Below are 23,298 nucleotides of genomic sequence, written 5' to 3' on the forward strand. Positions count from 1 at the left end.
TGGGCCCCGTACTGGCGGCCCTAACGGTTACTGCTGACTGAGTGCGCCGGGGCGCTGGTTAAAAGCGATTACTACTACCGTGATCCAAAATCGTCTTTGACCCTGGTGATTATTTTTCTGTTGGCAGGGATATGGTGTTCACTGTAGGGGGAGGCTTGGTCAAGGTGTTCCTCAAAATATGCAAGGCAGGCTTCAAATCCGCCATTGTCCTGTCGCTTGGCTAATTCCTTGTAATGGTTCCCCTTCAAAATGAGGCGCAAGCTGTTATCGTCATATGTTGGGGTATAGCCAGTGATGATAATCGCTGTTTCTGGCCCGCTAACAAACAATGGGTTATCGTCAAGTTGCAAGTAGTAGTGTTTGGTTTCGGGCTGGTCTTGTTTCTCAGTAAAACCGCCATTCAACTGGAAAACCCGATTGGCTGCATCTTCTTGGCTTGAGTGATCCGACTCCGGCTCCCACTGACCATCTGGTGTATAGAATCCAACGGTCCAAAGTTCGGATTCCATTTTCTTATAAACGTACATGTCCCTCTCCTTAATTTTAATTACAGCTGAGTTTACTTACCCTTACTGTTACTGCGTTTTTCAATGTCCAGGGTGTTGGTTAAAAATTGCTTGCGAGGGCGTCACCGGCCCTCTGTAGATCCATATCCAAAAGCCACTCGTGGACTTTTGATTCGTGAACGCGATAATGCCTGGCGAGAACACCAATGATTTGCTGATCCGAAGGCCGGGTATTTTCGGCGGCGGTTTGCCTGATTGAGCCGACTTCACGAGAAGCCGAGATTTCTGCTGATGGCGGCACGATTTTTTGTTGCACCTGCTCTGCCTGCTGGCGCTCTTGATCTGCGGCCTTATGCTCTGCAATCCTTGCCGTGATCGTTGCACGAAGGTCGTCGTTATCTTTCAGTACCAATTGCTGGGAGTCCGCAAACAGCGTTTCGAAGCCGGCGGTATCATCGCGCAGGGTTTTCAGGTTCAGGCGGATCTTATCGGCGATCTGGTTGGCCTCGATTTTAGCGCGGGCCAACTCGGTGCTGACTGCATCGCGCAGGCTGGCAAATGTCCGTTTTCCTTTCATCACTCCGTCAAAATAGGTAATAATCGGTGGCATTCGGACTCCGTTATCTAATGTCTTATTGATTTCCCCAATATGCCCCATAAGGTCCTCACAAGCTGACATTGCGATTTCTTCGCGGATCTCCTTCTTGCGCGCCTTGACCAATTTCTCAAGCTCCAAGCGCTTGCTGCGTGCCTGCTCACTAATATCGTTGATAGCACGGAACAACTCGTCGATGCTTTGGGTTTGACTGAGGGCGTGATCCTTGGCGGCGCTCAGGCGCTGTTCGACCTCTTTGCACCATTTGACTGTCTGTTCTGCATCCGCGAAATGCTGGTCCGTTTTAAGCTCGGTATTAATGCCTTTAAAGACGGTTAAAGCATGGTCTTGAAACTGCTGCAGGTTACTGGCGGTGACCATACCTGTGACTTCAATACGTAATGCTGGCAGTGTTTCAGGGGCGTGACCGGTCGCTTCGACCTGCTCAGTCTCTGGCTTGTAGTTGGAAAGGTCTTCCGCGAACTGCTGCCATCCGGCGATCAACGCGGCTCGGCGCTCAGGTACCGAAACGTATTCCATGCTGTAGCAAGCGTCCGGCGAGCCGTCAGAAGTTGTGAATACTGCCTTCTCTGCGCCACTGACCAGGAGTTGGTGCTCTAGTTGCCAGTAGTAATGCGGTTCGAGAGTGCCCGCGCGTACACTGTCAGCGAGCCCGACGCTGTAGAGCTTGTGCTCCCAGATCAGTGATTCATCCATGGTTATGCCATCGAACGACGCTAGATAGGTTCCACAGTCACTCACTCCAGTTGCCGGGAACAGCTCGTCGCCGAGTTCGTGCTCGATATGTTCCCGAATGGATGCTTCGGCTTCATGGCCTTTTTGGAAAAGTCGGTTTTGGGCCTCGGTTGTTCCTTCACTGAGTCCTGTCGCCTTTTCTTTGATTAGTTGAGAGCGGGATTTGTATTTACTCTCTCCCATCATCGCCGGTGCTTCGCTGGCGGTGAAGTAGTTGATGCGTGCTGCGTGCCACTCCACGCTACCTTGTGTCAAATTGAGAATTTTCATTACGCGGCCTCCTGAGTACCGATATTCAATATGCGCTGGCGCTGCTGCTCGGTGAGTACAGCGCGGCTCTCAACCGTGGCCAGGATTTGTTCTGGTGATTTTTTGCCTGCCTCGACCAACCCTTTCCAGGCTTCAAAGTTCGTATCGAATTTTTCTTGCGGGTAGTGCTCCAGGGCTGGACGAGACTCTTCTTCTTTGCTCGGCGTAATGTCGCGCTCTGCAGGAATGTCCTGGGCTTCTTCAGCTGTAATCAGCCCGCCCAGTGCGTCTGAGAACTTGTCGCGCAATGCGTAGCCTCTGGCGCGCCACATCAGCATCCGCTTTGGATATTGAGTCCATGGCCCTTGCTTGCCCCACAGGCCAGCTTTCTCAGCATCGGCTTGGCTGAATGTTTGGGTATGCGATTTTTTTTCACCGCGACGCCACACTGTGCAGGCAGCTGTCATGGTTTGGTCGTCGAAGGACTCTTGGTGGCCCCCAAAGGCGGGATGGTTCTGGACTAAGGCCAGTAGGGCATCGCCGTAGATAGAAGGCTTCCCGTTAATGACCGCGATATTTTGCAGGGCTTGAATAGGGTTAAGCCCCAGCTCCACACCCATCATCATGGCTACCAGTGCGTCCTGCGGCTTGTTTTGGTATTGCTTTGGTACCATTTGGCTGGTTGCCAGCATGTTGGCCATATTCATGGCCTCACTCATGTTTTGTGGCTGTAATGCAAAGCCACTGGTTTTTGCAGTTTCCCTAGACATGAATATCTTCACACTCCCAGTTGATTTTGCGTTTAGTCGGTTCCGCACGCATTGCTTCACGCAGTCGTACCTTCTCCATCACGGGCAGATTTCCGGCTTTGAGATTGCAAGGTTTGTGAGCCAGCACCAGGTTCTCTAATCGGTTTGGGCCGCCCTGATTGAGTGCCACCAGATGCTCCTCAGTGACATCGCTGCCAAGCGGTTGCCCACAGTAGAAGCACTCATTACCGTCTCGGTTCAGTAGCTGTTGCTTGCGCCTACTGCAATAGGTCCGCTTTGTTGACTTTCCTTTTCCAGCCCACTTTCTGCCTTTTGAATAGGCGTTTAGCGCTTCCGTCACGAGAGGACCGCTTACCGAGTGCTTGCCCTGCTTAGTTCTGTAGATAACCCCGACACCGAGAGAGCACCTGAATCGCAGTACTTCATATTCATTGGTTGTCGGTAGCATTTCAGCGCCCTGGGCTGCCAACCACTTCGTGAACTTGTTAATTCGGCGTTCGCTTAGCTTGTTGCTCATTCGAACCAACTCCCGCAGCGAGCTTCGGCTGAGAACTCCTCGAAGTGCTCCTTGGCAATGTGCGCTATGGCTTTACGGGCGGCCTCTTGGATCTCGAATCCAGCCTCTACAGCGTCATGTATTGCAAGCAAACCGATGTGTTCAGGGCCGGTGCTATCTGAATTCCCGGCTAGGCTGTCGATCCGGTCTGCCATTGCATCGGCGAACAATTCGCGAGCGCGCACGGCAGCTTTGCTCAAAACGCCGCGCTCTTTAAACAAGCGGCACTCGATGAAGTCCGAGACTTCCTTAATTTGCTTGTCGGTGATTTCCCGCTGGCTGTCCTGGTGATGCTCGTAGTCGGGGAGGGCGTTTTCTATTGGCCTGGCTGAGCTGGTGGCGAAGTTCATCATTGCGCCACCTCACAACTTTGTTTCAGGTTGGGTTCAGCTTCGCCAGTGATACTATCGGGACGGATATAACCGTTTGTCAGAACTGTTCTGAAGAAATTTGCGCCATATACGCCTGGTTTAGGCTCTTTTGGGCGCTCAGGATGTCTAAAAGAGTCTCGCGTAACGGTATTTAAGCGGGTGGCGTGCATGATTATGCCCTTGCGCTAACGGTGTTTATGTATAATATATAAAAAACATAAACAAATGCAACAAAGGCCAGAAATTAAATGTAGGTTTATGTGTCTCTTTGTTATTTGTCTGGTGTCTGCTCTCTGATAGCTGTCTCAATCGTTGTGAGAAGTCTGGTCATTTGTGCGTCAGTTAGGCGTGCTTCGCCTGGTTCGAGGTCGAGGAGCTGATCAGCTGAGATATCAAGGAGTGTACAAAGGGTCACAATTTGCTCAAATGACACCCCTCGTTTTCTGCCGGCATAGAGGTCGCAAATGAATCCGCGGGATACACCCAGTGCCTCGGCGACTTGGTGTTGTTTGAGGTTGAGCTGTAAGGCGCGTCGTCTTATGCGAATACCGATTGAGGTTAGGAGGTCGTTCAAGAAGGGAGTAGTGTCTTGGATGCGCGACAATTGGTTAAAAATTGTATGGTTTTCGCGACACTGGCGCAACATGCATTATGTTAGCCTGTGACTAAATAAACTTTATATTTGAGGGGATACGGCTCGTAGTTTTGTCAAGTTTGGAGTACTTTTCCGAAGGAATAGGATATTGCAGGATTTACTTCTATTAGGTGGTTCAGCAGCGAAAGGCTTTGGTGCTAAGGAAGAAGAAGGCTCCCTAGAGTTGGCTTTTATTGCAGTCGAAATGGCAATGCCCTACCAATGTAGAGAGTGTGTCAAACGACCTGAGTGCCCCAAAAAGGGTGCAGACGAGTTTTGTCTTGACTGGGAGTATTCAGTTACCGATTGATATCCAGGGACTTGATGGTGCTGCGGGCGATGGTTATAGACTGGCTGGCATCGTCGGGACTCGCTTCTCCACGAGCGTTTCGTAGTTGCAGGTAAATATAGGCGGCACTCATCAGCAGTGAGGGGCTGATTTTTTCTCCTCGTATCTCCATGGCATCCCATACTTCCTGAACAGCGACCATTAACTCATCAGGGTCAATATACCCTTCGGGGGGTTGCTGTCTCTGTTCCTCCCCTGTGACCTCAGCATGTTCACGGTCCAGCCACCCTTCAGGTACGCCTGCTGCTAGTTCCATCCGCCTGGCTATTGCATCCCCTATGTTTTCTGTCGGATTTGGGCCAATGCGTTGACTCAATTGAGAGCGGCTGATGTGTGTCGCTTCTGCGAACTCTCGCCGATTGTTGAACTTCCGGGCCAAATAGCGGGCATTGGCTCGCCGTATCTCTTTAATAGTCATTTGATTGTGTATACCGCCTGATTTCGTAAACAGTGTTACAAACAGTCTAGTTCCCTGCTATACCGAAAAACATGCATTATGGCGTTAAATTGCTCATTGAAAATAAGCTCAACTCTTGCAAGTTGAGCATGTTTTTCATAAACTTCGCCGCATGGAACTTGTCAAATACTTAAAAATTAGACCTTGTTTGAAGCGTCGCGCCAGCCTGGCTGCGGCAGTTGGCTGCTCTATTGGGCACTTGAATGCCATAGCGTGTGGTGCCGAGGAACCTGGGCAGAAGCTGTCGCGGGCAATAGAGCGTGCGACAGGGGGTGAAGTCACGCGGGCGGAATGCCGCCCCGATATTTGGGGCGATGATTCCGAACTGATCCCAGATACCCGTAAATCCGAGGTGCTACATCAGCCTGTGGTAGCGGACGGCGGGAAAGACCGCTGACAGCCGGGAAAGACCGGCACCAAGCAATCCACCCACAGGATGGAGCTAAGCAACAGCGCTCGGGGGGGATCAGGCACGACACGACCGCGAAGTGTGTGGCGATACAGTGCCAAGGGCTATAGCCCCGAGCCGGTGGAAGGCCGGCACCTATTACAAAGTTACAGGCACAGGGATTGGGGATGAAAACGAATTTTCGGAAATCGAATTTGCGCACATCACAACCGGTGTTTGATCGGTTAAAGGCTGTTGCACAGCGTTACGGTATCGGTCATGAACAGCTGGCCAGGATCATCATTGAGGCGTCACTGCCCATTTACGAGGCTGAGACTCTCGAAGAGGTTAAAAAAGCCCAGGCGGCTCAAGCCATATTGGGCAAGTTCAAAAAGCTGTAGGTGGAGGTCCCGATTGGTCGGCGGAACAACATCAATCAAGAGTAGGTTATCCCATGGATGAAATTATTCCTAAGTTGTTGATGGATATGCCCGAGCATGAAACTCAGCGACTAGCTTTTTGCGCCCGACGGTCGGAAGGAGCTAAGGGCAAAACACAGGCACAGTTGGCCGAACAGCAGGCTGAGACCATTCTGGATGAGGTTACCGAACAGTTGTTTGAGTTAGAAGGGCTATCAGAGACTCCCAAAAACTCTATCAAGCTTCCAGAAAGTGCTTGCTGACACTGAATTAATCAATGACGTAGTTCACGGCTGTACTGACTCGTTTGAGAGGGAAGTAATGGCGTCCAAGACAAAAAATTTTAGATTGGTTCTTGTCAGTTGGGTAGACAGTGCGCAGCCGTATGGCAAGTGGTGCCACCTGGACGATTTGCCACTGTTGGAAGTGGTTCAGTGCAAATCTGTCGGGTGGCTTGTTGCTGAAGGAAAGTACGTTTTGATGTTGGCTCAAAATCTGGGCGACGTGGATTCAGAAAATGCCCAGGCATCTGGTCTCATGCGGATACCCAGGGAGTGCGTGAGACAAATAGATGAATTGGGTTAACAAGAGTAGGGCGGAAACTAATTCACCGTCTGAATTGAAAAACTGAGGTTATTGCTAGTAATGCAAAGGGTGCCAATACGGAAAAGCACGCTCTCCCTGTTGACAGGGGCTGGAGGACAGTGCCATGCTTACCACGCTTCCGCAAAATCGGGAGCCGGGATTGGTACCCCGTATTTACAAGGCGCCTGGAAGACGCCTCTAGCAGTAAGCGTCTTTTTTTATGCGCGAAACCTCGTAGTTATGGTGGGGTATTCGGGCCTCCTTCGGGAGGGCCGTTTCCTTGTAGCGGTAGTACCAACCCGTCTACCCCGCCACCCTATTGAGCTTGGTACCTCTTTGGTGGCGGACAACCTGCCATACAAGGAGGCTACAATGCCAGCTCAAGCCCAAGTTGCGCCTATTACTCCGGCTGCTCAAATCATCGCCCAATCTGTAGATCTCGCTGACTTCAGTCTGGAGTCTGCAGAAAAACTACGCGCTCTGTTCCGCACTATTAGCTATATCCCAAACAACGATCCGACTACGCGGGAACTGGCCGCTCTTGGTGTTCAGCTCGCGAATGAGTGGGCGAGCGTCATTGATCTTGAGCGCGAACACCTTAGCGGATTAAAGGTGGATTAGCGCTATTGCTGTAAAGGGATGGAGCCCTGAGTCGGTGGAAAGCCGATACATATAACCCCCAAAGGGCCGTGGAGGGACGCCAAGCCGGCCCGCAATAGCAGACGGCGGGAAAGACCGCTGACAGCCGGGAAAGACCGGCACCTTTTGATGTACCGGAACCATCAAGCGCATTGAGCGACAGCAGATGCTGGAGGGAGAATCAATGACAGACTCTGATCTTTTTGTTCTGTATTGCTTGCGCGAGCGCGCAAAACAAACGGGCCTGCCTGTCTTTGACTTGGCGCGAGCCTTATTTCAAATATCGCCTGAACGCATCAAAGAGGCGGCGGATGCTGATCGCGCTTATCGGAAAGAAATTGTCGGGGGTATCAAATGAGTAAGCCGAAACAATCCACGCCGGAAGCAACCATGGATGAAATTTTGGCTATTGATGCATTGAATGCGCGCCTGGAAAAACTTGACGTGCCGCTAGGTTATCACGGGTTGCCAGCTACCGCAGCAACCTTGGCCAATGCGCTTTTCATGCTGGACGATGTGACCCTTGAGCTTGCGGTCAAAAAGTTGCGCGCAATATGCCGCCGCCGGGCTGAGGAGTTTGGGTTATGAGGTCATCATTCGATCTACTGCTGAAGGCCCAGCATGCCGAACTGCCAGCAACACAGCGTATGGTTTACATAGCCATATGCTCCTATGCATCTGATAGTTTGACAGCGTACCCGTCAGCGCGACGGATAGCGGCTCAGACAGGTCTTCACGAGCGCACAGTAAAGCGAGCTATAAAGGCTCTATGCGAGTCTGGTTGGCTATCCATCTTGCGGCATGGTGGGACTGATGGTCGAGAGTCCAATCTTTATCAAATCACCTTTATTCAGGCTCGGGATTACTCTGATTTGAAGAAAGAGAGCACGCCGGTAGAGCGCGAAAATACTAGGGGTGACACACGGCCACCCGTGGCACAGGATCACCCCAGGGGTGGCACAGAGTCCAGCAGGGGTGGCACAGAGTCCAGTAGGGGTGACACACGGCCACCCGAACTACCCAATGAACTATCCATGGAACTACCCAATGAACTACCCAATCCCCCCCTACCCCCCCAGGTGTGCAGGCGGGATTTGCCGAATTGGTTTGATCGTTACGCTGATCGCCTCTGGAAAACCTATCCGAAGAAGCGTGACAAAAAGCAATCCATCGCCCAGTTGCGCAAACTGGTAACCAAGAAAAATTCCCGCTCGGTGCTGGCTGAATTGCTGAACTACGTCCGACTGCGTAGCCGGATCGAGCCTGATGGCCAATTTTGGCCAACCCTTGATCGAATGATCCGACAGGAGAAGTTTCAAGATGAAATCCCCGGACTCGGTATGGCACCGAACCGCATTGTTGACCTGTACCACAAGGTTCTCCCACAACATCCGCCCTGTACCGGATTCAGTCGCCGTCGCTTGGAGAATCTTGGCAGCCTGTGGGAAAAGCTGGGTAGGTCAGAGCGAAGGTTTGGGGATTACTTTGAGTATTGCGCAGGGCTGCCTGGACTGACCGGGCAGGTGCCTAGCGGATGGATGGCGGATTTTGGTTTTCTGACCAACCCAGACAACTTTCGTGAGATCTGCGAAGGTGAAAAATATCGGGATAGGACAGCAGCATGATCGCCGAGTGCCTGAACGACACAGAACAGGACGCTCTGATCGCCTCTGAGCAGATGGTGCTCGGTGGGCTCCTGATCAACCCTGCTGCCGTCGATGAAGTATTCGAGATTATCGGTCCTGCGGATTTTTTGACGGCTGGGCACCGTACCATCGCCGGCGCTATAGAGACACTGACGACAAACTCCCAGCCGGTGGATGTGGTGACGCTGGCAGAGGAACTCAATCGCGCCGAAACACTGGGAAGGGTTGGTGGCCCTGCGTACCTGGCGGAGTTGGTGGAAAACACACCTGGCGCTTCCAATGTGCGGGCCTATGCACGTATCGCTGCCGACCACGCACATCGTCGCAAGTTGCTGTCATCCCTGGATGAAGCTGGGAAATCCGTTTACGCCACTCCCATCCGACCTGTAGCCGAGGTGATCAACGAGTGCCAATCCAGTTTGTCTGAGCTGGAGCGTGCCCGTGACGCCGGCAACGGTCCCCAGGGATTGGACGGGGCGGCAAAGGAGGTGTTGGAGGATTGGAAGCGCCTGGAGGGTGGGGAGCGGGTCAAGCGGGTACACACCGGCTGGGATTGCGTAGACCGACGTTGGAAGGGGTTGCGTGGTGGGGAATTTGTGGTCCTGGCCGGTACAACCGGAACCGGCAAAACGGTGGTTGGTCTGCAGTTGGCCGCTCACAATGCGCTTAATGGGAATCGTGCTCTGGTTTTCTCGTTGGAGCTTAGTAGTCGTGAGCTTTATCGCCGGTTAGTGGGAATGGTCGGACGCATAAACGTAGGTCGTTTGGATTCTGATAGTCCTGAAGACCGCAAAGCAATCGATTCCCAGTGTTGGACGGCCTTATCCACTGCGGTGGCCAGGATCAAAAGCGCCGACATGCTGGTGGATGAACAGGCAAATTTGCATATCAATCAAATCGCTGGTCGTGCCCGCCGCGCTCACCGCAAGACCCCCCTGTCATTGATCGTTGTGGACTATCTGCAATTAGTTCGTGGTGACGGGCAGAATAGGGAGCGGGAGGTGGCTAGTGTCTCGGCCGGGTTCAAGGCACTGGCAAAAGAACTTGATATACCCGTGGTGGCGCTGTGTCAATTTAACCGCGAAGCATCCCGGGGTGGTCGGCCTAGCATGTCCCAGCTGCGTGATTCCGGTGCCATTGAACAGGATGCTGACATAGTGGCGTTGTTGTACAGGGAGGACAAAGACAATTTCGACTCCCTAAACCCTGGTTTGGTGGAGGTCATCACCTGTAAACATCGGCGTGGCGAGCCGGGTATCGATCACCTAAAGGCAAGTCTTAGCCAGTTTCGGATGGATGTGTGGGCGGGAGAGATCCAACAGCCTGATCCACAAAACAAGTTCCAGCAATTCCGAAGTTAATAGAAAAGGGATTGGGATATGACTAATTTGGATATGTTCTCAACTACGGGCATAAAGCCGAGGCGCCCACCAAGGGTGATGATGCGGGTGGTTGATGCGGGTCAGGACAACGATGTAAGGATCATTGAGTTTGAATGCCATAAATGTGGCCACAACACTGGATGGATCAAGGACGAAAAAACAGTGACCGAAAATAAGCGTGGTATGCCATGTCCAGAGTGCAACAAATGGAAATAGTCGGCTTGTTGGTGTCTCTGGTTCTGTTGTGGAGGATGGCAGCCGCATGGAGGCAATGTTTGTTCTGGCCTATATCTGCATTTGTTTTGATTTTCTATATTTAAAAAAGGAAATTTAGTATGAAAAAGTATGTATCAAATCGTGTCCGTGAAGCATTTAAGATTGAAAAAATTCTCGCTGTCCGTCAGGGCGCTCACCGGATCACAGGGGAAGGCGAGCGGGTGGAAGTAACCGATGCCTATGTGAAAAAGCATGATCCAGTAGTCGGTGGATATTACATCCGGTACGTAGACACCGGCTACGAATCCTTTTGTCCGGCCAAAGAATTTGAGGCTGGAAATATCTTGCAGAGCAATAATCGATGGTTAGACAGACTCCTCCCAAACCAGAGCTTTCCGGGTGATTCAGTCAGTGTTTCATGTTGCGATGAGGAAACTTCTGGGCTCAACGCCCCACGGGTAGTTCCTGAAAAGCTCATCAGCAGAATTACTTCTGTTGCATTCTATCGGTTGACCGATACGTTAATGATCTGTGTTGTATTCCTAGTTAACGGTTCCACAGTCACTGGTGAAAGTTCCTGCGTGAGTACAGAGGATTTCGATTGGCAAGCGGGAAAGAAAGCTTCCTTGGAGAATGCTGTGCAAAAAATATGCTCTTTGGAAGGCTATCTGTTGAAGCAAGCCCTGTATGAGGGGCGTGGTGCGAATCAATGTGATCTCGCCGTCACCGTATAGGAAGGTTAGCAAAGCAATGAGCTGGATGATCAAAGCCGATATTAGACGGCGGCTGAAGTCGGCTAGCGATGACAGCCCTCTGGCTGTTTTCCGCAACAACGTGGCAGGGAAACGGATCGAGGGCCTGTACGATGTAATCTTCGCCAATACCGTAGTGGCACGGCAGCGCATTGAGCTGGGCAATAGTTTGATCGGGGTATTTTCCAGACCTTGCCAATTTGCTGAGGCGCTCGTGAGGAGTGGAATGAATGATTGAGGGTGAGTTTTGGATATTGCGAACCCAGGCGCAAAAGACTAATGCGCTGGCTCGCCTCCAAGCCCTGCAGCCTGACGCCGATAAGCCGATAGCTGTGAAAGTGGGGCCTTTGAAAGAAAATCGAACCAGCCTGCAAAACAAATTCCTATGGGGCTGGGTGTATAAGGAGATTTCCCGCCAGCTGGATGAGGCCGGTATAGTCATTCCCTGTGATGATGGTACAGAGCACCCGTACACCAAAGAGCTTTTGCACGAGATATTCAAGCAGAAGTTCCTGGCCATTGGCAGCATCGAGGCTAAAGGTAAGAGCATCACAGTGTACCGTTCTACTACCAAGCTGACGAAAAAGGAATTTTCCGAGTATCTGGAGGATGTGCGTCGCTTTGTCTTTGATTTTTGGCGCATCACCGTACTTGATCCCCATCAGGGGCAATACAAGACAATTTGGGGAGAGTTGAGCCGTGGGCGTAAAGATCACAAGCGCGGATAAATGGTTCTCAAAGTGTGTGCGGGAGAGGGCCGAGTGGAGGTGTGAAGGCTGTAAAAATGAATACCCTGAAAATAGTGCCGGACTGCAATGCTCTCACTTCCATGGACGGGGGAACTATGCAGTTCGGTTCGACCCAAATAATGCGTTTGCTCACTGTACCCGCTGTCACTACTTCTTTGAGGGTAACCCGCATGAGTTCACCCGGTGGGTAAGGGAAAGGCTCGGGGAGGGCGCCTACGACATTTTAGTGGAGAAAAAGCAGGTGGTGGACAATGCCCGGTTCGCCAGGAGGGATGTAAAGCAAAAGCATAAGAGCGACATATCGAAGCATTACCGACACGAGTATCGGCGAATGCAGGCATTGAGAAAGGATGGTGAGGCGGGGCGGATCGAGTTTGTAGGATATTTTTGATGCAGGGCCAATTGGTGTCAGTGTTTGAAATTCGAGATCAGCTGTGGGAGTGGTCCCGCGCTTTTCCTGAGAGACCGGGAGATTCCGTCAACTGGCCCCGTATGGCTGCATTTGGACATAAGTTACGGAGCGGTCACAGAGAGCACTCAGAACCTATTGATCATGAACGCGCTGAACAGACCGATAAAGCGGTATTAGCTTACCTAAGTACGATCAGAAAACGCAAGGATCGAGAGCGGGCTGCGCAGGAGGAATCAGTATTTTGGCTGCGTTACTACTATCGCTGCCCGTGCCATAAAGTGGCAGGGACCGTGAAAAAGTCTAAAGCGTGGGTCGCGAATATGTGTAGCGTCATAGAGGGAAAGGTGGAGGCATTCATTTTGGCGCAAGATTATACCTAACTGGATCTAAATACAGTCTGGATGTATTGACAGTCTAGATGTCTAGATGGTATTTTCTGGTAAGCTGCAGAAGAAGTATGTGCAGCGATCATCCTGATAGGCCGCCATAAGTCGGCTTTTACTGTAAAACAAATACTCCCCTAACTCACAACCTCGCCGGTTGATCCTGGCGGGGTTTTTTTATTTCCGGTGATCCCATGTTCAAGAACGACTACTTCACGGAGGAGGAGTTGGCTTGCCGTTGTTGTGGCAAAAACCACTTCTCGGATGACACCTTGCGCCGATTGATCAGAGTGAGGAAGCGCTTCAATAAGCCGATGGTGATCAACTCGGGTTATCGCTGCCCGGCCCATTGCGCCAAGATCGGCTCCACCATGACGCATACCACAGGGCAGGCGGTGGATGTATCTGTTGCTGGTGCGCGGGCCTATGAGCTGCTGAGTATCGCGCAGGAGGTGGGGTTTACCGGTATCGGCGTGAAGCAAAAGGGGGCTCACAGCGGCCGATTCATCCATCTGGATGACCTTGGACCCGTACCGGGCGAGCGAGCCCGGCCCACAGTCTGGAGTTACTAATGGACTGGAAAGCGATAGTTAAAAGCGTGGCGCCTACCCTGGGTGCTGCTTTGGGTGGCCCTGTTGCGGGAACGGCAGTCAAATTCTTGGCCGGTACCCTACTGGGTGATGAGAAGGCCACTGAACAGGATATTGCCAACACCATTTTGACGGCGAGCCCCGAACAGCTACTGGAACTGCGCAGCCTTGATAGCCAGTTCAAGCTCAAAATGCGTGAGCTGGATATTGATGTGTACCGGCTCGAGGTGGAGGATCGCAAGAGTGCACGGGAACTAGGCATTAAAGGGGGCCTGTGGGTTCAGGCGGTGCTGTCGTTTGTGTTTATCAGCGGCTATTTCTTCCTGACCTACCTGTTGTTCTCCGGCAGCGTAGAGGTAACCCCGGCATTCGAACAGACCGGAACTCTGATGCTCGGTGTGATCACCGGCGCAATACCAATGATCCTGCAGTTCTGGTACGGCTCCAGCCAAGGCAGTAAGGAAAAGACAAAGGCGATGGTAAAACCATGACAACTCAAACGGAGCATTGGCACTTGAGCAAGAGCGTATCTGTCACCCAGATAGTGAGCATCATCCTGCTGGTGGTTGGTTTGTTTGTATGGGGATCTGATGTGGAGAAGGGGATTGGCGCCAACTCCCAGGCGATTCAACACGAATCAGACCTCCGCTCTCTTGAGCAGAAGCACATAGCTGAGTTCAAGGACGAGATCCGAACCCGGCTCCAGCGCATTGATAACAAGCTGGAAAGGCTGATAGAGCGGGGAGAGTAATGGCCAGGCGCAATTCCAACGGTCTGACGGACAAGTGGCAGGTCTTTGCTGACACCTATCTGGCTGATCCCGAGTTGAATGCGACCAAGGCATATAAGGCTGCATACCCCAAATCAAGCCAAAGAACGGCCGAGGTCAATGCAGCAGAATTACTGAGAAATACTGAGGTTGCAAAGTACATCGAGAAGGCTCAGAAAGCCCGGTCTGAGCGCACTCAGATAGACGCGGACTATGTACTGAAGCGCTTGGCTGACATCGACAGCATGGAGGTCGGTGAAATCCTCCGCGACGACATGACGGTCAAGCCGCTGGCCGAATGGCCGCGAGTCTGGCGCCAATCAATCAGCAGCATCGACATTAGCGAATCAGTGCTCAAGGGCACGGAATCGGCGGAAGAAACACTCGCGGTGCTGAAGAAGCTGAAATGGCCGGACAAAACCAAGATTTTGGAGTTAATGGGCAAGCATGTTGGCGTATCGGCGTTCAGTGAGAATGTGAAGCACTCCGGCGAGATAGAAGTACGGGAAATCCGGCGCACCATTGTCGAGACGGGCAAAACGTCTTGATTCTCGACATACCGACCGCCAAGGTATTCCGCCCGCTATTGGCGCCCGCAAGATACAAGGGCGCCTGGGGCGGTCGGGGTTCCGGGAAGTCGCATTTCTTTGCCGGCCTTGGGGTTGAGGATGCCCTGGCCTTTCCCGGGGAGAATGGGGGAGAGGGCCTGCGGATGGTGTGTATCCGCGAGGTGCAAAAGACCCTGAAGGAGTCCGCCAAGCGCCTGATTGAAGACAAGATTCAAAAGCTCGGGGTATCCAGGAGCTTTCGCATATTCGCGGACCGCATAGAGACCCCCGGGGATGGCATTGTCATGTTCCAGGGGATGCAGGACCACACAGCGGAATCCATCAAGTCCCTTGAGGGTTTTCACCGCGCCTGGTGTGAAGAGGCGCAGACAATCTCAAGCCGATCCCTGCAGCTGTTGCGCCCGACGATACGCACTCCGGGTTCACAACTGTGGTTTTCATGGAATCCACGCCTAAAGACAGATCCGGTGGATGTGATGCTCCGTCAGGGCATCGCTCCCACAGGGGCACAGGTAGTTCGGGCGAACTGGAGTGATAACCCGTGGTTTCCCGCGGAACTGGAGCAGGAGCGCAGGGATTGTCTGCGCGATGATGCGGACCAGTACGACAATATCTGGGAAGGTGGCTATATCACGGTCGCCAAAGGTGCCTACTACGCGCAGAGCCTGGTGAGAGCCCGGCAGGAAGGTCGCATAGGTCGAGTGGCTGCTGAGCCTCTGATGACCTACCGCGCTTTTGTGGATATTGGCGGTACCGGTGCGCGGGCAGATGCGTTCGCCATGTGGATAACGCAGTTTGTTGGTCGTGAAGTACGGGTCTTGCGCTACTACGAGCGCGTTGGTCAGCCGTTGAGCGCGCACTTGGAGTGGATGTGGGAGAACGACTTTGGCAATCACAACACCAAAATCTGGCTGCCTCACGATGGCGGTACCCATGACAGGGTTTTTGATGTGTCGTATGAGTCGGAGCTGCGTAAGGCGAATTTTGACGTCACCGTGGTACCCAATCAGGGCAAAGGTGCCGCTTCCGCGCGGATCGAGGCAGCACGACACCTCTTTCCGTCCATCTGGTTCGATGAGGAAGGTTGTACAGGCGGCCTGGAGGCACTGGGCTGGTATCACGAAAAAATTGATGAGGCGCGCAACATTGGCCTGGGACCGGAGCATGACTGGTCTTCCCATGGTGCAGATGCGTTCGGTCTGATGGCGGTGGCTTATGAACTGCCGCGCTCCCCGGGCGAGAAGGTTGGCAAAAAGCGCCCGCCCCGGGACTGGAGATCTTAATGGGTGAAGTCGCACTGAGAGACGATCCACAAGTGAAGGGTGGATTGCCGTTATACAAGCTGGAGCGGTTCCTGAGTGATATTGCCTATCAGCCGAACTGGCGCTCCGAGGCGGATCGGGCCTGTGCCTACTATGACGGCAACCAGCTGACGCCCGAGCAACAGGCGAAGATGAGGGAACTGGGCCAGCCGCTGCTGATTCACAATTTGATGGCGCCGGCCATTGACGGGGTGTTGGGGCTGGAGGCTCGGACCCGGGCGGACCTGATTGTGCGCGCCGACGATGAGGATTCCATGGAGGTGGCGGAAGCGCTGAATGAGCGCTTTAACGAAGCCGCGCGCCTGGTAAGGCTGGACAGGGCCTGTGCCGACGCCTTTGCTGGCCAGGTCAAGGCGGGCCTGGACTGGGTAGAGGTGAGCCGTACCAGCGACCCCTTCGGACCCGCCTATCGCTGTCACAAGGTGCATCGCAATGAGATCTGGTGGGACTGGCATTCGGTGCAACCGGATCTTTCCGACGCACGCTGGTTGGTACGCCGCCGTTGGGTGGACCGGGATGAGGCGATCATGGCCTTCCCCGCGCACGAGGATATGATCCAGTACGCCACCAACGGTTGGGAGAACTTCGACACCGATCTCCATTTGATGAACCGCCCGGATTTGGTCGGCGCTTACAGCGACTACACGGATACGGAGTTGCACTATGAGGACTGGTGGGACTCGAACCGCGACCGGACGCTGATCTACGAGGTTTACTACCGCCAGTATGTACGCCGGCCAGTGTTTTTTACCCCTGACGGACGGGTGATCGAGGCGGACCCGAAAAACAAATGGCATCAGGCGGTGATCGCCAGTGGCAAGGTGCAGGTACAGACCATGGCCTTCCCCAAAATACGCCTGGCATACTTTATAGGTCCACACCGATTGGTGGACGTGGATAGCCCGCACCCGCACAACCACTTTCCCTATGTGCCCTTCTGGGGGTTTAGGGAAGACAGTACCAATGTGCCCTACGGCCTGGGCCGCCGGATGTTGCCGGCGCAGGACGAGATCAATCTGCGCAGGCAGCGTCTGACGCGCCAGCTCAATAGCCGTTTGGTGGTCAAGGATGAAGACGCTATAGCGAATATGAGCGAAGAGGAGGTGATGGACGAGATTTACCGCCTGGACGGCATCATCAACCTTAACAAGAACCGCCAAAACAAGGACATAAGGGGCTTCGAGATTATCACCGAAGACTCCATTGCCCAGCAGCAGTTCTCCGTGATGCAGGAGGCGCAGAAGGTCATTCAGGATGTGGCCGGTGTTTATTCCGCATTCCTGGGGCAGGACAGTTCGGCCGCCTCTGGTGTTGCCATCAATTCGCTGGTGGAGCAGGGCAGCACCACGCTGGCGGAGCTGACCGATAATTTTCGTTATGCCCGGAACCAGGTAGCGGAGTTGCTGCTGGCGCACATTGTCGAGGACCTGGCGGACCAGCCCAACGTGGAGGTCAAGACGAACGTCGGCAAACCGGACAAGAGCAAAGTGATCCGGCTCAATGCGGTGGACGCGGACAACAGGCCGGCCACCAATGTGGTGACCAAGGCCAAATTGCATGTGGTGTTGGGAGATATTACCAGCACACCCGGGTACCGCGCCCAGGTCACGCAACGGATGATGGAGCTGGCATCAAGCCTACCGCCGGATATGCAGGTGATCATGCTGGATTTGATTGTGGAGAGTACGGACCTGCCCAACCGCGACAAGATTGTCGCGCGAATCCGCGAAGCGACTGGTCGCGGCCTGGACCCCGAAGAAATGACGCAAGCACAGCGCGCCCAGATGCAGCAGGCGCAGCAGTTCGAGCAGGCGATGCAACAGCTAGGTATGGCCGAGGCGCAGGAGAAGGTGCGCAAGCTATCCGCGGAAGCCGCCAAACTGGAGGCGCAAGCCGGTACCGAGCAGGGCAAAGCCCGTATGAGTGATAGCCAGTTGCATCATCTCGATATGCAAACGGAAAAACTGATCGCGGAACTCAAGAGCATTATTGCGGACGTGGCACTAAAACGCTCGCAACTCAGATTCCAGCAGGTTGGGGATAGCCCAATAACTGCGTGACCTATTGGCCGGCGACGGCCAACCCCGGATGTAAATAACCCGCTCTGTGCGGGTTTTTTTATGCCCGGGTTTTCGCACGCCTGAGCGATAGAGGGCAATTTTCGCACCCATGCGACAACTGGGATTCAACCTTTCGCATCTATGCGACAAATAGAGGAAGTGGACCAATGAGTTTTTCAGTAAGAGAAGATGGAGATCTGGAGGTCGAGTGTTCCGAGGAGGAGCTGGAAGCACTGTTGGAGAGTGGTGATGAAGAAGCCATCGCCGCAGTGTTGTACGGGGATTCCAAGGAAGCACCAAAAACGAATGAGCCGGAAAAGGAGCCTGACGATAAGCAGCCAGAGCCAGAGGCACCAGAACCGCAAGCAAACACCAATGCTGATGACCAGGGCGATACCGACGGCGATTCGCTCGACGCCGATCAGCAGGAAGTGGAGGGCGCGGACAAGGTGGTGGTCGGTCGCGATGGCAAGAGCCGGATTCCTTACTCTGTTCTCGACAATACCCGCAAAAAGCTGACTGAGGAGCGTAAGACTTTTCAGGAAGAGCGTGCCCAGTGGGAACAGGAAAAGGTGGAACTGCAGAAAGCGCAACGCCTCAATGAGGAATTGCGTAAGCAGCTGAAAGCCAATGACCTGCAGCCTGCCGCATTACCGGAAGATGTTGAAATCACCGAGGAGGAATTAAAGGGCCTCGATGAATACGGCGAGGTGGGCGATCTGGTACGCAAGATGGCGCTGCAAAACCGCTACCTAAAGGCGCAGTTGACTGGCAACGGTACTTCACCTGCACCGGTAGAGCCTGAAGGCGGTTCGGCACAGCAGGAGGTCGATGAGGCTCTAGCGGCCAATCAATCCCTGACGGAATGGAGTCAGTCCGATCCAGACCGATGGGAGTTCGCTGTTTCCGTCGATGAAAAACTCAAAAGTGATCCCGCTTTCAAGGACAAGTCTTTCGCGGAGCGCTTCGCGGAAGCGGAACGCAGAACCAAGGTCGCGTTTGGTGACCCGCTTGACCCTTCGCCTGACGGCAAAGCTGGCGATAAGCCGGACCTCGCCACGAAGGTGAAGGAAAAGATTCGGGAAGCTGAACAGACCGAACACCCTAAATCCCTAACCGATCTAGGCAGACCCCCGGCCGGAGAGAAGTCGCTCGCGGAGCGAGTGGAAGCGATGTCCGAGGAGGAAATGCTCGAGTTCGTGAGTAAACGCGATCCCGACGAAATTTTCAATCTGCTGGAAGGTTGATTCCTGGAGTTTAAGCCATGGCTACTCATATTTCCGCCAATAGCCCGGCGGGCAGACGTCTTTTCAATGTTGCACTGTTCACCGAGGCATCCCGCCCCAATTCCTTTGCCAATATGATGACCGGCAAGGCGCCGAAAACGGTGAGCAAGAACAAGGCCGACGGCAATGTTCAGACCAACCCCGGGGCGCCCATCGTGCGTATTACCAACCTGTCCAAACAGGCGGGTGACGAAGTGACGATGGACCTCTACCACCAGCTGCGTATGAAGCCCACGATGGGTGACCGCAAGATCGCCGGTCGCGGAGGTTCGCTGTCTTCCGCGCAGTTTAACCTGAAGATCGATCAGGGCCGTCTGCAGGTGGATTCCGGTGGTCGCATGAGCCAGCAGCGCACCAGCCACGACTTGCGCAATGTTGCGCGCACCATGCTGGGTCCGAACTATAACGCGCTGGACGACCAGCTTTGCCTGGTGCATCTGGCCGGTGCGCGCGGTGACCACGATGACGCTGAATGGGCGGTGCCGTTATCGTCAGACCCGGAGTTCGCGGAAATTGCAGTCAATCCGGTGAAGCCGCCAACCTATGACCGACATATGTACGCCGGTGATGCGTTGAGTCTCGATGGTGGCAGTGCCCTTGATAGCGCCGACCTGTTCGATCTGACTGCCGTGGACAACCTGCGCCTTGTGATCGACGAAATGCCCTTCCCGATCCAGCCGGTGAAGTTCGAGGGCGATCCCCAGGCCAACGACAACCCCTTCTATGTACTGTCCGTCTCTCCGCGCCAGTGGAATGATTTCTGGACTTCCATGTCCGGCAGTCAGTGGCAAACCCTGCTGTCCAACGCACATTCGCGTGCCAAGGGGTTCAACCACCCGCTGTTCATCGGCGAAGTGGCGATGTGGCGCAACATTTTGATCCGAAAGCGCTCCCGCACGATTCGCTTCAGTAGTGGCAGCAATGTGACCGTCTGCACCAACACCGCCAATGCCCAGACCACGACCGCGACCGTAGGAACCAACGTGGAGCGGGCAATACTGCTGGGTGGCCAGGCGTTGGCGACGGCCTTCGGGCGCAATGGCAAAAAGGCCGAAGGTGGTCACCACTTCCGCTTGCATGAGGAACTAACCGACGCCGGCAACATGATGGAACACACCGTCTACTGGACCAATGGCAAGGCGAAGGTTCAGTTCGAAGGTACCGATGGCCGCATCAACGACCACGGTTGCATGGTGCTGGACACTGCGGTCAGCGGCTAACCGGTGATGCCGCCGGCAACGGCGGCTCAACCCAAACTCATTGATGGAGATACGGCGATGAAAGAGCCAACCATTCACAATCTGCAAATGAACACCACCTACGGCAATTTGAATGCTGCCGTTGGCAGGGTGGAGTTCGAGGGCGAGGCTGCCGGTGCCGAGGGCAGACTATTCAAGCTTCCGCCCATGTGCAAAGTCGTGGGCCTCAAACTGGTCAACGATGCCTTGGGTGCCTCCACTACCGTCAAGGTGGATGCGGTGGATAAAGCGGGTAACAGGACGGCCATGCTTTCCCCCGCGAATACTGCCACTGCCGGTCGGGTGGATTACGACGGGGCACCGGTGATGCTGGATGTGGCGACAACCATTGCGGCAACCACTGCCGGAGGTGCTGCCACCGGAGTTATCGATGTAGTGCTGCAATACATCTATATCGGCGCGTAAACCGAGCCCGCGTAGTGCGGGCTTTTTTATTTTGGAGATAGAGATGAGTCAGCAAACCCTGAATATCAAGTACATCGGCAACAAGGCGACCAAGCGCGATACGGTTTGCCATAGCGGCATCGAGTGGGCGGGCAAAGGGGATGTTCAACCGGTGCCTGGCAATATTGCGGCGAAGTTGCTCCGTCACAGGGATGTATGGTGCCTCGCTGACGGTAAAGCCCCGGTGTCGCAAATACCTGTGGTGCCGGAACCGACCGATCCAGAGGATAAGACTCCATTGGGCCGCAAGTTGGGACTGGGAAATGCGCCACTGCCGCAGTCGGGGGAGCAAGCGCAGGATAATGGGATCGGTACGGGTGAGAACGCCGAAGGCGCGGGCAGCGAAGCGGTTTCCGACGATCAGGATGAAGTCCAGCAAAATGTTTCGCTCATTGAGCTATTGCGAGGGATGCCGAAGGATTCGGAGCACATCTCACAAAGGGGCAAGCCGATTATCGCCAAGGTGCGCGAGCTGGCCAATAACCCGAATCTGAAAATGGAGGATGTGGCCAAAGCCTGGAAGCAGGTCATCGGCGATGGTTAACACTCTGATTTCGGAGGTGCGCAATAGCCTCCGCGATGCCAGTGAAGTGCAGTACAGCGCTGAGGCCATTGGCAGTGCGCTGTTGGATGCGGAGCTGGTGATTGTGGCCTACAAGCCGGAGGCCACTGCGGAGGATGTGGAAGTCACCACGGTGGAAGGCGCCCGACAGGCCATTCCGGCTGACTATCTGCGGGTGCTGGATATTAAGCATAACGGCACCCTGGCGGAACCCGGCCGCAGTATTCGCCTGGTGGCACGGGAGCACCTGGACCTGATGGCGCCCAACTGGCGCGGCGCCAATACAGAGCCGGAGGCCCGGCAGTACACCTATGACGAGCACAACCCCAGGGTTTTTGAGCTGTCCCCGCCGGTAGTGGCCGGCACGGTGGTGGCGACTTTGGCAAAGCGCCCGGCTGAGTACGATGACCTGACAACGGCGACGCCAACGGTCGGGCCGGAATACCGCCCTGCATTGATTGAGTATGCGCTGTATCGGCTGTTCAGTGAGGACACCGAGGGCAGCGTGAACGAGTCCCGCAGCCGCAAGCACTACGCCAATTTCTTTAACTTCCTCGGGGTCAAAGTGCAGAACGAAGCGCGGGTTTCCCCGTGGCAGCCGGAGCGCAAGGTCTGATGCTGGAACATGAACTGGTTGATATTGATGCGTTTCTGCCCGGTATTGTGATCAGCGTGCCGGATGCGCCGGAGTCGTTGATCCGTCATCACCTTCTATCGGTATTGCAGGATTTTTGCGAGCACGCCTGTTACTGGCGGGAGCCTTTGGTGGATGTCTACACCATTGAGGGTATCGGCAGTTATTTTCTGGAAGGCCCGGGTGATACCGAGGTGGTCAAGGTGCTGGAGGTGAAGGATGCGGAGGGCAATGTGTTCACGCCGCGCCAAAAACCGATACCCGGCGAGCGCTGGTGGTGGCAGTCCCAGCCCGGTGTGCTGGATATTGACCCTGAACTGGGCGAGCAGGTCCTGACGGTGCAGGGGGCGGTCAAGCCCTCAAATACGGCCGCCAGTGTTTCCAGGACGCTGTTGACGGATTACCGCGACGCCATAGAGCAGGGCACCCTGGCCAGGCTCTACACCATGCCGCACAAACCCTGGTCGGCACCCGAGCTGTTTCAGTTGGCGCAGGGCCAGTATGTGGCGGCGCGCGATCAGGCGGCCCGCAAGGCCGGACGTGGATTTTCCACCACTCCGCGACGCTATCAGCCCAAACCCCGCACTTATTTCTGATTTTTTCTTGAGGCGCCTATGGCCAGTAAAAAGAACCTCACCGATGCAGTGATCGGGGACAGCCTGAGCCTGCCGCTGGTGTTTAAGGATGAGAATGGCGATCGTATCGATATTTCGGGGCGCACCTTCTGGTTGACGCTCAAGCTGAAACCGCAGGTGCCCGACGACCAGGCGGACGCCCAGGCCATTTTGACGGCGCCTGTGGATGCCAATAGCCAGAACGGCGAAACGGCGATTGGACTGAGCGCGGCGGAGACGGAGAATCTAAAGCCTGCCAGTTACTATTACGACCTGCAGATGGCCACGCCAATACCGGGCGGTGACACTGAAGTGCGGACCATTGTGTACGGCCGTATCCGCTTTGTGCAGCAGATTACCCGGAGCCGCTAAGCC

32 protein-coding genes and 1 pseudogene are annotated in these 23,298 nt (G+C 54.3%); 26 read left to right on the plus strand and 7 right to left on the minus strand.

Going from position 1 to position 23,298, the window contains the following annotated elements:
* Positions 1-74: 74 nt before the first annotated feature.
* From ABVT36_RS17840 to ABVT36_RS17865, 6 genes are all read right to left on the minus strand, one after another.
* Positions 75-527 (minus strand): hypothetical protein, encoded by a 453-nt coding sequence (locus ABVT36_RS17840; protein ID WP_367152864.1) that lies wholly within the window; start codon positions 525-527, stop codon positions 75-77.
* A 79-nt stretch (positions 528-606) separates the two neighbouring features.
* Positions 607-2,127, minus strand: coding sequence for a YqaJ viral recombinase family protein (locus tag ABVT36_RS17845; RefSeq protein ID WP_368457762.1), 1,521 nt, complete (start codon positions 2,125-2,127; stop codon positions 607-609).
* Positions 2,127-2,876 carry a recombinase RecT gene (locus tag ABVT36_RS17850; RefSeq protein WP_368457763.1) on the minus strand — a complete coding sequence of 250 codons (750 nt, stop codon included), beginning with the start codon at positions 2,874-2,876 and terminating at the stop codon, positions 2,127-2,129. The genes ABVT36_RS17845 and ABVT36_RS17850 overlap by 1 nt, the downstream gene beginning before the upstream one ends.
* The gene (locus ABVT36_RS17855) at positions 2,869-3,393 is read right to left on the minus strand and encodes an HNH endonuclease (RefSeq protein WP_368457764.1); all 525 of its coding nucleotides are present in this window, start codon (positions 3,391-3,393) and stop codon (positions 2,869-2,871) included. Before ABVT36_RS17855 ends, ABVT36_RS17850 begins: the two co-directional genes overlap by 8 nt.
* The gene (locus tag ABVT36_RS17860) at positions 3,390-3,785 is read right to left on the minus strand and encodes a hypothetical protein (RefSeq protein ID WP_368457765.1); all 396 of its coding nucleotides are present in this window, start codon (positions 3,783-3,785) and stop codon (positions 3,390-3,392) included. Before ABVT36_RS17860 ends, ABVT36_RS17855 begins: the two co-directional genes overlap by 4 nt.
* Before the next feature lie 289 nt (positions 3,786-4,074).
* Entirely contained in the window at positions 4,075-4,449 is a 375-nt protein-coding gene (locus ABVT36_RS17865) for a helix-turn-helix domain-containing protein (protein ID WP_368457766.1), read from the minus strand.
* 97 nt (positions 4,450-4,546) lie between these two features.
* On the opposite strand from ABVT36_RS17865, the gene ABVT36_RS17870 reads away from it, so the two are divergent.
* On the plus strand, positions 4,547-4,747 hold the full coding sequence (locus ABVT36_RS17870; RefSeq protein ID WP_368457767.1) for a hypothetical protein: 201 nt from the start codon (positions 4,547-4,549) through the stop codon (positions 4,745-4,747).
* On the opposite strand, the gene ABVT36_RS17875 is transcribed toward ABVT36_RS17870, so the two are convergent.
* Positions 4,737-5,042, minus strand: a complete 306-nt coding sequence (locus ABVT36_RS17875; RefSeq protein WP_368457768.1) for a hypothetical protein — start codon at positions 5,040-5,042, stop codon at positions 4,737-4,739. The genes ABVT36_RS17870 and ABVT36_RS17875 overlap by 11 nt on opposite strands.
* Before the next feature lie 804 nt (positions 5,043-5,846).
* Here ABVT36_RS17875 and ABVT36_RS17880 point away from each other — a divergent pair.
* From ABVT36_RS17880 to ABVT36_RS18000, 25 genes and pseudogenes are all read left to right on the plus strand, one after another.
* The gene (locus tag ABVT36_RS17880; RefSeq protein ID WP_368457769.1) at positions 5,847-6,032 is read left to right on the plus strand and encodes a hypothetical protein; all 186 of its coding nucleotides are present in this window, start codon (positions 5,847-5,849) and stop codon (positions 6,030-6,032) included.
* Positions 6,033-6,085: 53 nt separating this feature from the next.
* Entirely contained in the window at positions 6,086-6,313 is a 228-nt protein-coding gene (locus ABVT36_RS17885; protein WP_368457770.1) for a hypothetical protein, read from the plus strand.
* 694 nt (positions 6,314-7,007) lie between these two features.
* Complete coding sequence (locus tag ABVT36_RS17890; protein ID WP_368457771.1) at positions 7,008-7,256, plus strand: hypothetical protein; 249 nt, start codon at positions 7,008-7,010, stop codon at positions 7,254-7,256.
* 202 nt (positions 7,257-7,458) lie between these two features.
* Positions 7,459-7,632: a hypothetical protein gene (locus tag ABVT36_RS17895; protein ID WP_368457772.1), complete on the plus strand. Its 174-nt coding sequence runs from the start codon at positions 7,459-7,461 to the stop codon at positions 7,630-7,632.
* Positions 7,629-7,862: a hypothetical protein gene (locus tag ABVT36_RS17900; protein ID WP_368457773.1), complete on the plus strand. Its 234-nt coding sequence runs from the start codon at positions 7,629-7,631 to the stop codon at positions 7,860-7,862. The genes ABVT36_RS17895 and ABVT36_RS17900 overlap by 4 nt, the downstream gene beginning before the upstream one ends.
* A pseudogene (locus ABVT36_RS17905) lies at positions 7,859-8,050 on the plus strand (helix-turn-helix domain-containing protein); the annotation flags it as partial. The gene ABVT36_RS17900 and the pseudogene ABVT36_RS17905, both read left to right, overlap by 4 nt.
* A 258-nt stretch (positions 8,051-8,308) precedes the next feature.
* Positions 8,309-8,899, plus strand: a complete 591-nt coding sequence (locus ABVT36_RS17910) for a hypothetical protein (RefSeq protein WP_368457803.1) — start codon at positions 8,309-8,311, stop codon at positions 8,897-8,899.
* A complete protein-coding gene (locus ABVT36_RS17915; protein ID WP_368457774.1) occupies positions 8,896-10,281 on the plus strand; it encodes a replicative DNA helicase in 1,386 nt (461 codons plus the stop codon). The genes ABVT36_RS17910 and ABVT36_RS17915 overlap by 4 nt, the downstream gene beginning before the upstream one ends.
* 356 nt (positions 10,282-10,637) lie before the next feature.
* Positions 10,638-11,252: a Gp49 family protein gene (locus ABVT36_RS17920; RefSeq protein WP_368457775.1), complete on the plus strand. Its 615-nt coding sequence runs from the start codon at positions 10,638-10,640 to the stop codon at positions 11,250-11,252.
* Positions 11,253-11,268: 16 nt separating this feature from the next.
* Positions 11,269-11,508, plus strand: a complete 240-nt coding sequence (locus tag ABVT36_RS17925; protein ID WP_368457776.1) for a hypothetical protein — start codon at positions 11,269-11,271, stop codon at positions 11,506-11,508.
* Positions 11,501-11,998 carry a recombination protein NinB gene (locus ABVT36_RS17930; protein WP_368457777.1) on the plus strand — a complete coding sequence of 166 codons (498 nt, stop codon included), beginning with the start codon at positions 11,501-11,503 and terminating at the stop codon, positions 11,996-11,998. Before ABVT36_RS17925 ends, ABVT36_RS17930 begins: the two co-directional genes overlap by 8 nt.
* Positions 11,970-12,410, plus strand: a complete 441-nt coding sequence (locus tag ABVT36_RS17935) for a hypothetical protein (RefSeq protein ID WP_368457778.1) — start codon at positions 11,970-11,972, stop codon at positions 12,408-12,410. The genes ABVT36_RS17930 and ABVT36_RS17935 overlap by 29 nt, the downstream gene beginning before the upstream one ends.
* Before the next feature lie 598 nt (positions 12,411-13,008).
* The gene (locus tag ABVT36_RS17940; RefSeq protein WP_368457779.1) at positions 13,009-13,386 is read left to right on the plus strand and encodes a D-Ala-D-Ala carboxypeptidase family metallohydrolase; all 378 of its coding nucleotides are present in this window, start codon (positions 13,009-13,011) and stop codon (positions 13,384-13,386) included.
* A complete protein-coding gene (locus ABVT36_RS17945) occupies positions 13,386-13,895 on the plus strand; it encodes a hypothetical protein (RefSeq protein ID WP_368457780.1) in 510 nt (169 codons plus the stop codon). The genes ABVT36_RS17940 and ABVT36_RS17945 overlap by 1 nt, the downstream gene beginning before the upstream one ends.
* Complete coding sequence (locus ABVT36_RS17950) at positions 13,892-14,155, plus strand: hypothetical protein (protein ID WP_368457711.1); 264 nt, start codon at positions 13,892-13,894, stop codon at positions 14,153-14,155. Before ABVT36_RS17945 ends, ABVT36_RS17950 begins: the two co-directional genes overlap by 4 nt.
* Positions 14,155-14,721: a terminase small subunit gene (locus ABVT36_RS17955; RefSeq protein ID WP_368457781.1), complete on the plus strand. Its 567-nt coding sequence runs from the start codon at positions 14,155-14,157 to the stop codon at positions 14,719-14,721. The genes ABVT36_RS17950 and ABVT36_RS17955 overlap by 1 nt, the downstream gene beginning before the upstream one ends.
* Positions 14,718-16,025, plus strand: coding sequence for a PBSX family phage terminase large subunit (locus ABVT36_RS17960; RefSeq protein WP_368457782.1), 1,308 nt, complete (start codon positions 14,718-14,720; stop codon positions 16,023-16,025). Before ABVT36_RS17955 ends, ABVT36_RS17960 begins: the two co-directional genes overlap by 4 nt.
* The gene (locus ABVT36_RS17965; protein WP_368457783.1) at positions 16,025-18,124 is read left to right on the plus strand and encodes a hypothetical protein; all 2,100 of its coding nucleotides are present in this window, start codon (positions 16,025-16,027) and stop codon (positions 18,122-18,124) included. Before ABVT36_RS17960 ends, ABVT36_RS17965 begins: the two co-directional genes overlap by 1 nt.
* A gap of 167 nt (positions 18,125-18,291) precedes the next feature.
* Positions 18,292-19,371 (plus strand): hypothetical protein, encoded by a 1,080-nt coding sequence (locus tag ABVT36_RS17970; RefSeq protein ID WP_368457784.1) that lies wholly within the window; start codon positions 18,292-18,294, stop codon positions 19,369-19,371.
* A 17-nt stretch (positions 19,372-19,388) separates the two neighbouring features.
* Positions 19,389-20,630 (plus strand): DUF4043 family protein, encoded by a 1,242-nt coding sequence (locus ABVT36_RS17975; protein WP_368457785.1) that lies wholly within the window; start codon positions 19,389-19,391, stop codon positions 20,628-20,630.
* Between the two features lie 57 nt (positions 20,631-20,687).
* Positions 20,688-21,074, plus strand: a complete 387-nt coding sequence (locus ABVT36_RS17980) for a hypothetical protein (RefSeq protein ID WP_368457786.1) — start codon at positions 20,688-20,690, stop codon at positions 21,072-21,074.
* A gap of 43 nt (positions 21,075-21,117) precedes the next feature.
* Positions 21,118-21,657 carry a hypothetical protein gene (locus tag ABVT36_RS17985; protein ID WP_368457787.1) on the plus strand — a complete coding sequence of 180 codons (540 nt, stop codon included), beginning with the start codon at positions 21,118-21,120 and terminating at the stop codon, positions 21,655-21,657.
* Positions 21,650-22,291: a DUF6682 family protein gene (locus tag ABVT36_RS17990; RefSeq protein WP_368457788.1), complete on the plus strand. Its 642-nt coding sequence runs from the start codon at positions 21,650-21,652 to the stop codon at positions 22,289-22,291. The genes ABVT36_RS17985 and ABVT36_RS17990 overlap by 8 nt, the downstream gene beginning before the upstream one ends.
* Positions 22,291-22,905, plus strand: a complete 615-nt coding sequence (locus ABVT36_RS17995; protein ID WP_368457789.1) for a hypothetical protein — start codon at positions 22,291-22,293, stop codon at positions 22,903-22,905. Before ABVT36_RS17990 ends, ABVT36_RS17995 begins: the two co-directional genes overlap by 1 nt.
* A gap of 18 nt (positions 22,906-22,923) precedes the next feature.
* Positions 22,924-23,295, plus strand: coding sequence for a hypothetical protein (locus ABVT36_RS18000; protein WP_368457790.1), 372 nt, complete (start codon positions 22,924-22,926; stop codon positions 23,293-23,295).
* Positions 23,296-23,298: the final 3 nt, after the last annotated feature.

The organism is Microbulbifer sp. TYP-18 (assembly GCF_040932045.1).
Taxonomy (GTDB): Bacteria; Pseudomonadota; Gammaproteobacteria; order Pseudomonadales; family Cellvibrionaceae; genus Microbulbifer.

What these genes read in the sequence shown, in the direction of transcription:
- ABVT36_RS17840 (WP_367152864.1), bottom strand. Translation starts at nt 527, where the DNA reads ATGTACGTTTATAAGAAAATGGAATCCGAACTTTGGACCGTTGGATTC.
- ABVT36_RS17845 (WP_368457762.1), bottom strand. Translation starts at nt 2,127, where the DNA reads ATGAAAATTCTCAATTTGACACAAGGTAGCGTGGAGTGGCACGCAGCA.
- ABVT36_RS17850 (WP_368457763.1), bottom strand. Translation starts at nt 2,876, where the DNA reads ATGTCTAGGGAAACTGCAAAAACCAGTGGCTTTGCATTACAGCCACAA.
- ABVT36_RS17855 (WP_368457764.1), bottom strand. Translation starts at nt 3,393, where the DNA reads ATGAGCAACAAGCTAAGCGAACGCCGAATTAACAAGTTCACGAAGTGG.
- ABVT36_RS17860 (WP_368457765.1), bottom strand. Translation starts at nt 3,785, where the DNA reads ATGATGAACTTCGCCACCAGCTCAGCCAGGCCAATAGAAAACGCCCTC.
- ABVT36_RS17865 (WP_368457766.1), bottom strand. Translation starts at nt 4,449, where the DNA reads ATGTTGCGCCAGTGTCGCGAAAACCATACAATTTTTAACCAATTGTCG.
- ABVT36_RS17875 (WP_368457768.1), bottom strand. Translation starts at nt 5,042, where the DNA reads ATGGAACTAGCAGCAGGCGTACCTGAAGGGTGGCTGGACCGTGAACAT.
- ABVT36_RS17885 (WP_368457770.1), top strand. Translation starts at nt 6,086, where the DNA reads ATGGATGAAATTATTCCTAAGTTGTTGATGGATATGCCCGAGCATGAA.
- ABVT36_RS17890 (WP_368457771.1), top strand. Translation starts at nt 7,008, where the DNA reads ATGCCAGCTCAAGCCCAAGTTGCGCCTATTACTCCGGCTGCTCAAATC.
- ABVT36_RS17895 (WP_368457772.1), top strand. Translation starts at nt 7,459, where the DNA reads ATGACAGACTCTGATCTTTTTGTTCTGTATTGCTTGCGCGAGCGCGCA.
- ABVT36_RS17900 (WP_368457773.1), top strand. Translation starts at nt 7,629, where the DNA reads ATGAGTAAGCCGAAACAATCCACGCCGGAAGCAACCATGGATGAAATT.
- ABVT36_RS17910 (WP_368457803.1), top strand. Translation starts at nt 8,309, where the DNA reads ATGGAACTACCCAATGAACTACCCAATCCCCCCCTACCCCCCCAGGTG.
- ABVT36_RS17915 (WP_368457774.1), top strand. Translation starts at nt 8,896, where the DNA reads ATGATCGCCGAGTGCCTGAACGACACAGAACAGGACGCTCTGATCGCC.
- ABVT36_RS17920 (WP_368457775.1), top strand. Translation starts at nt 10,638, where the DNA reads ATGAAAAAGTATGTATCAAATCGTGTCCGTGAAGCATTTAAGATTGAA.
- ABVT36_RS17925 (WP_368457776.1), top strand. Translation starts at nt 11,269, where the DNA reads ATGAGCTGGATGATCAAAGCCGATATTAGACGGCGGCTGAAGTCGGCT.
- ABVT36_RS17930 (WP_368457777.1), top strand. Translation starts at nt 11,501, where the DNA reads ATGATTGAGGGTGAGTTTTGGATATTGCGAACCCAGGCGCAAAAGACT.
- ABVT36_RS17940 (WP_368457779.1), top strand. Translation starts at nt 13,009, where the DNA reads ATGTTCAAGAACGACTACTTCACGGAGGAGGAGTTGGCTTGCCGTTGT.
- ABVT36_RS17945 (WP_368457780.1), top strand. Translation starts at nt 13,386, where the DNA reads ATGGACTGGAAAGCGATAGTTAAAAGCGTGGCGCCTACCCTGGGTGCT.
- ABVT36_RS17950 (WP_368457711.1), top strand. Translation starts at nt 13,892, where the DNA reads ATGACAACTCAAACGGAGCATTGGCACTTGAGCAAGAGCGTATCTGTC.
- ABVT36_RS17955 (WP_368457781.1), top strand. Translation starts at nt 14,155, where the DNA reads ATGGCCAGGCGCAATTCCAACGGTCTGACGGACAAGTGGCAGGTCTTT.
- ABVT36_RS17965 (WP_368457783.1), top strand. Translation starts at nt 16,025, where the DNA reads ATGGGTGAAGTCGCACTGAGAGACGATCCACAAGTGAAGGGTGGATTG.
- ABVT36_RS17970 (WP_368457784.1), top strand. Translation starts at nt 18,292, where the DNA reads ATGAGTTTTTCAGTAAGAGAAGATGGAGATCTGGAGGTCGAGTGTTCC.
- ABVT36_RS17975 (WP_368457785.1), top strand. Translation starts at nt 19,389, where the DNA reads ATGGCTACTCATATTTCCGCCAATAGCCCGGCGGGCAGACGTCTTTTC.
- ABVT36_RS17980 (WP_368457786.1), top strand. Translation starts at nt 20,688, where the DNA reads ATGAAAGAGCCAACCATTCACAATCTGCAAATGAACACCACCTACGGC.
- ABVT36_RS17985 (WP_368457787.1), top strand. Translation starts at nt 21,118, where the DNA reads ATGAGTCAGCAAACCCTGAATATCAAGTACATCGGCAACAAGGCGACC.
- ABVT36_RS17990 (WP_368457788.1), top strand. Translation starts at nt 21,650, where the DNA reads ATGGTTAACACTCTGATTTCGGAGGTGCGCAATAGCCTCCGCGATGCC.
- ABVT36_RS17995 (WP_368457789.1), top strand. Translation starts at nt 22,291, where the DNA reads ATGCTGGAACATGAACTGGTTGATATTGATGCGTTTCTGCCCGGTATT.
- ABVT36_RS18000 (WP_368457790.1), top strand. Translation starts at nt 22,924, where the DNA reads ATGGCCAGTAAAAAGAACCTCACCGATGCAGTGATCGGGGACAGCCTG.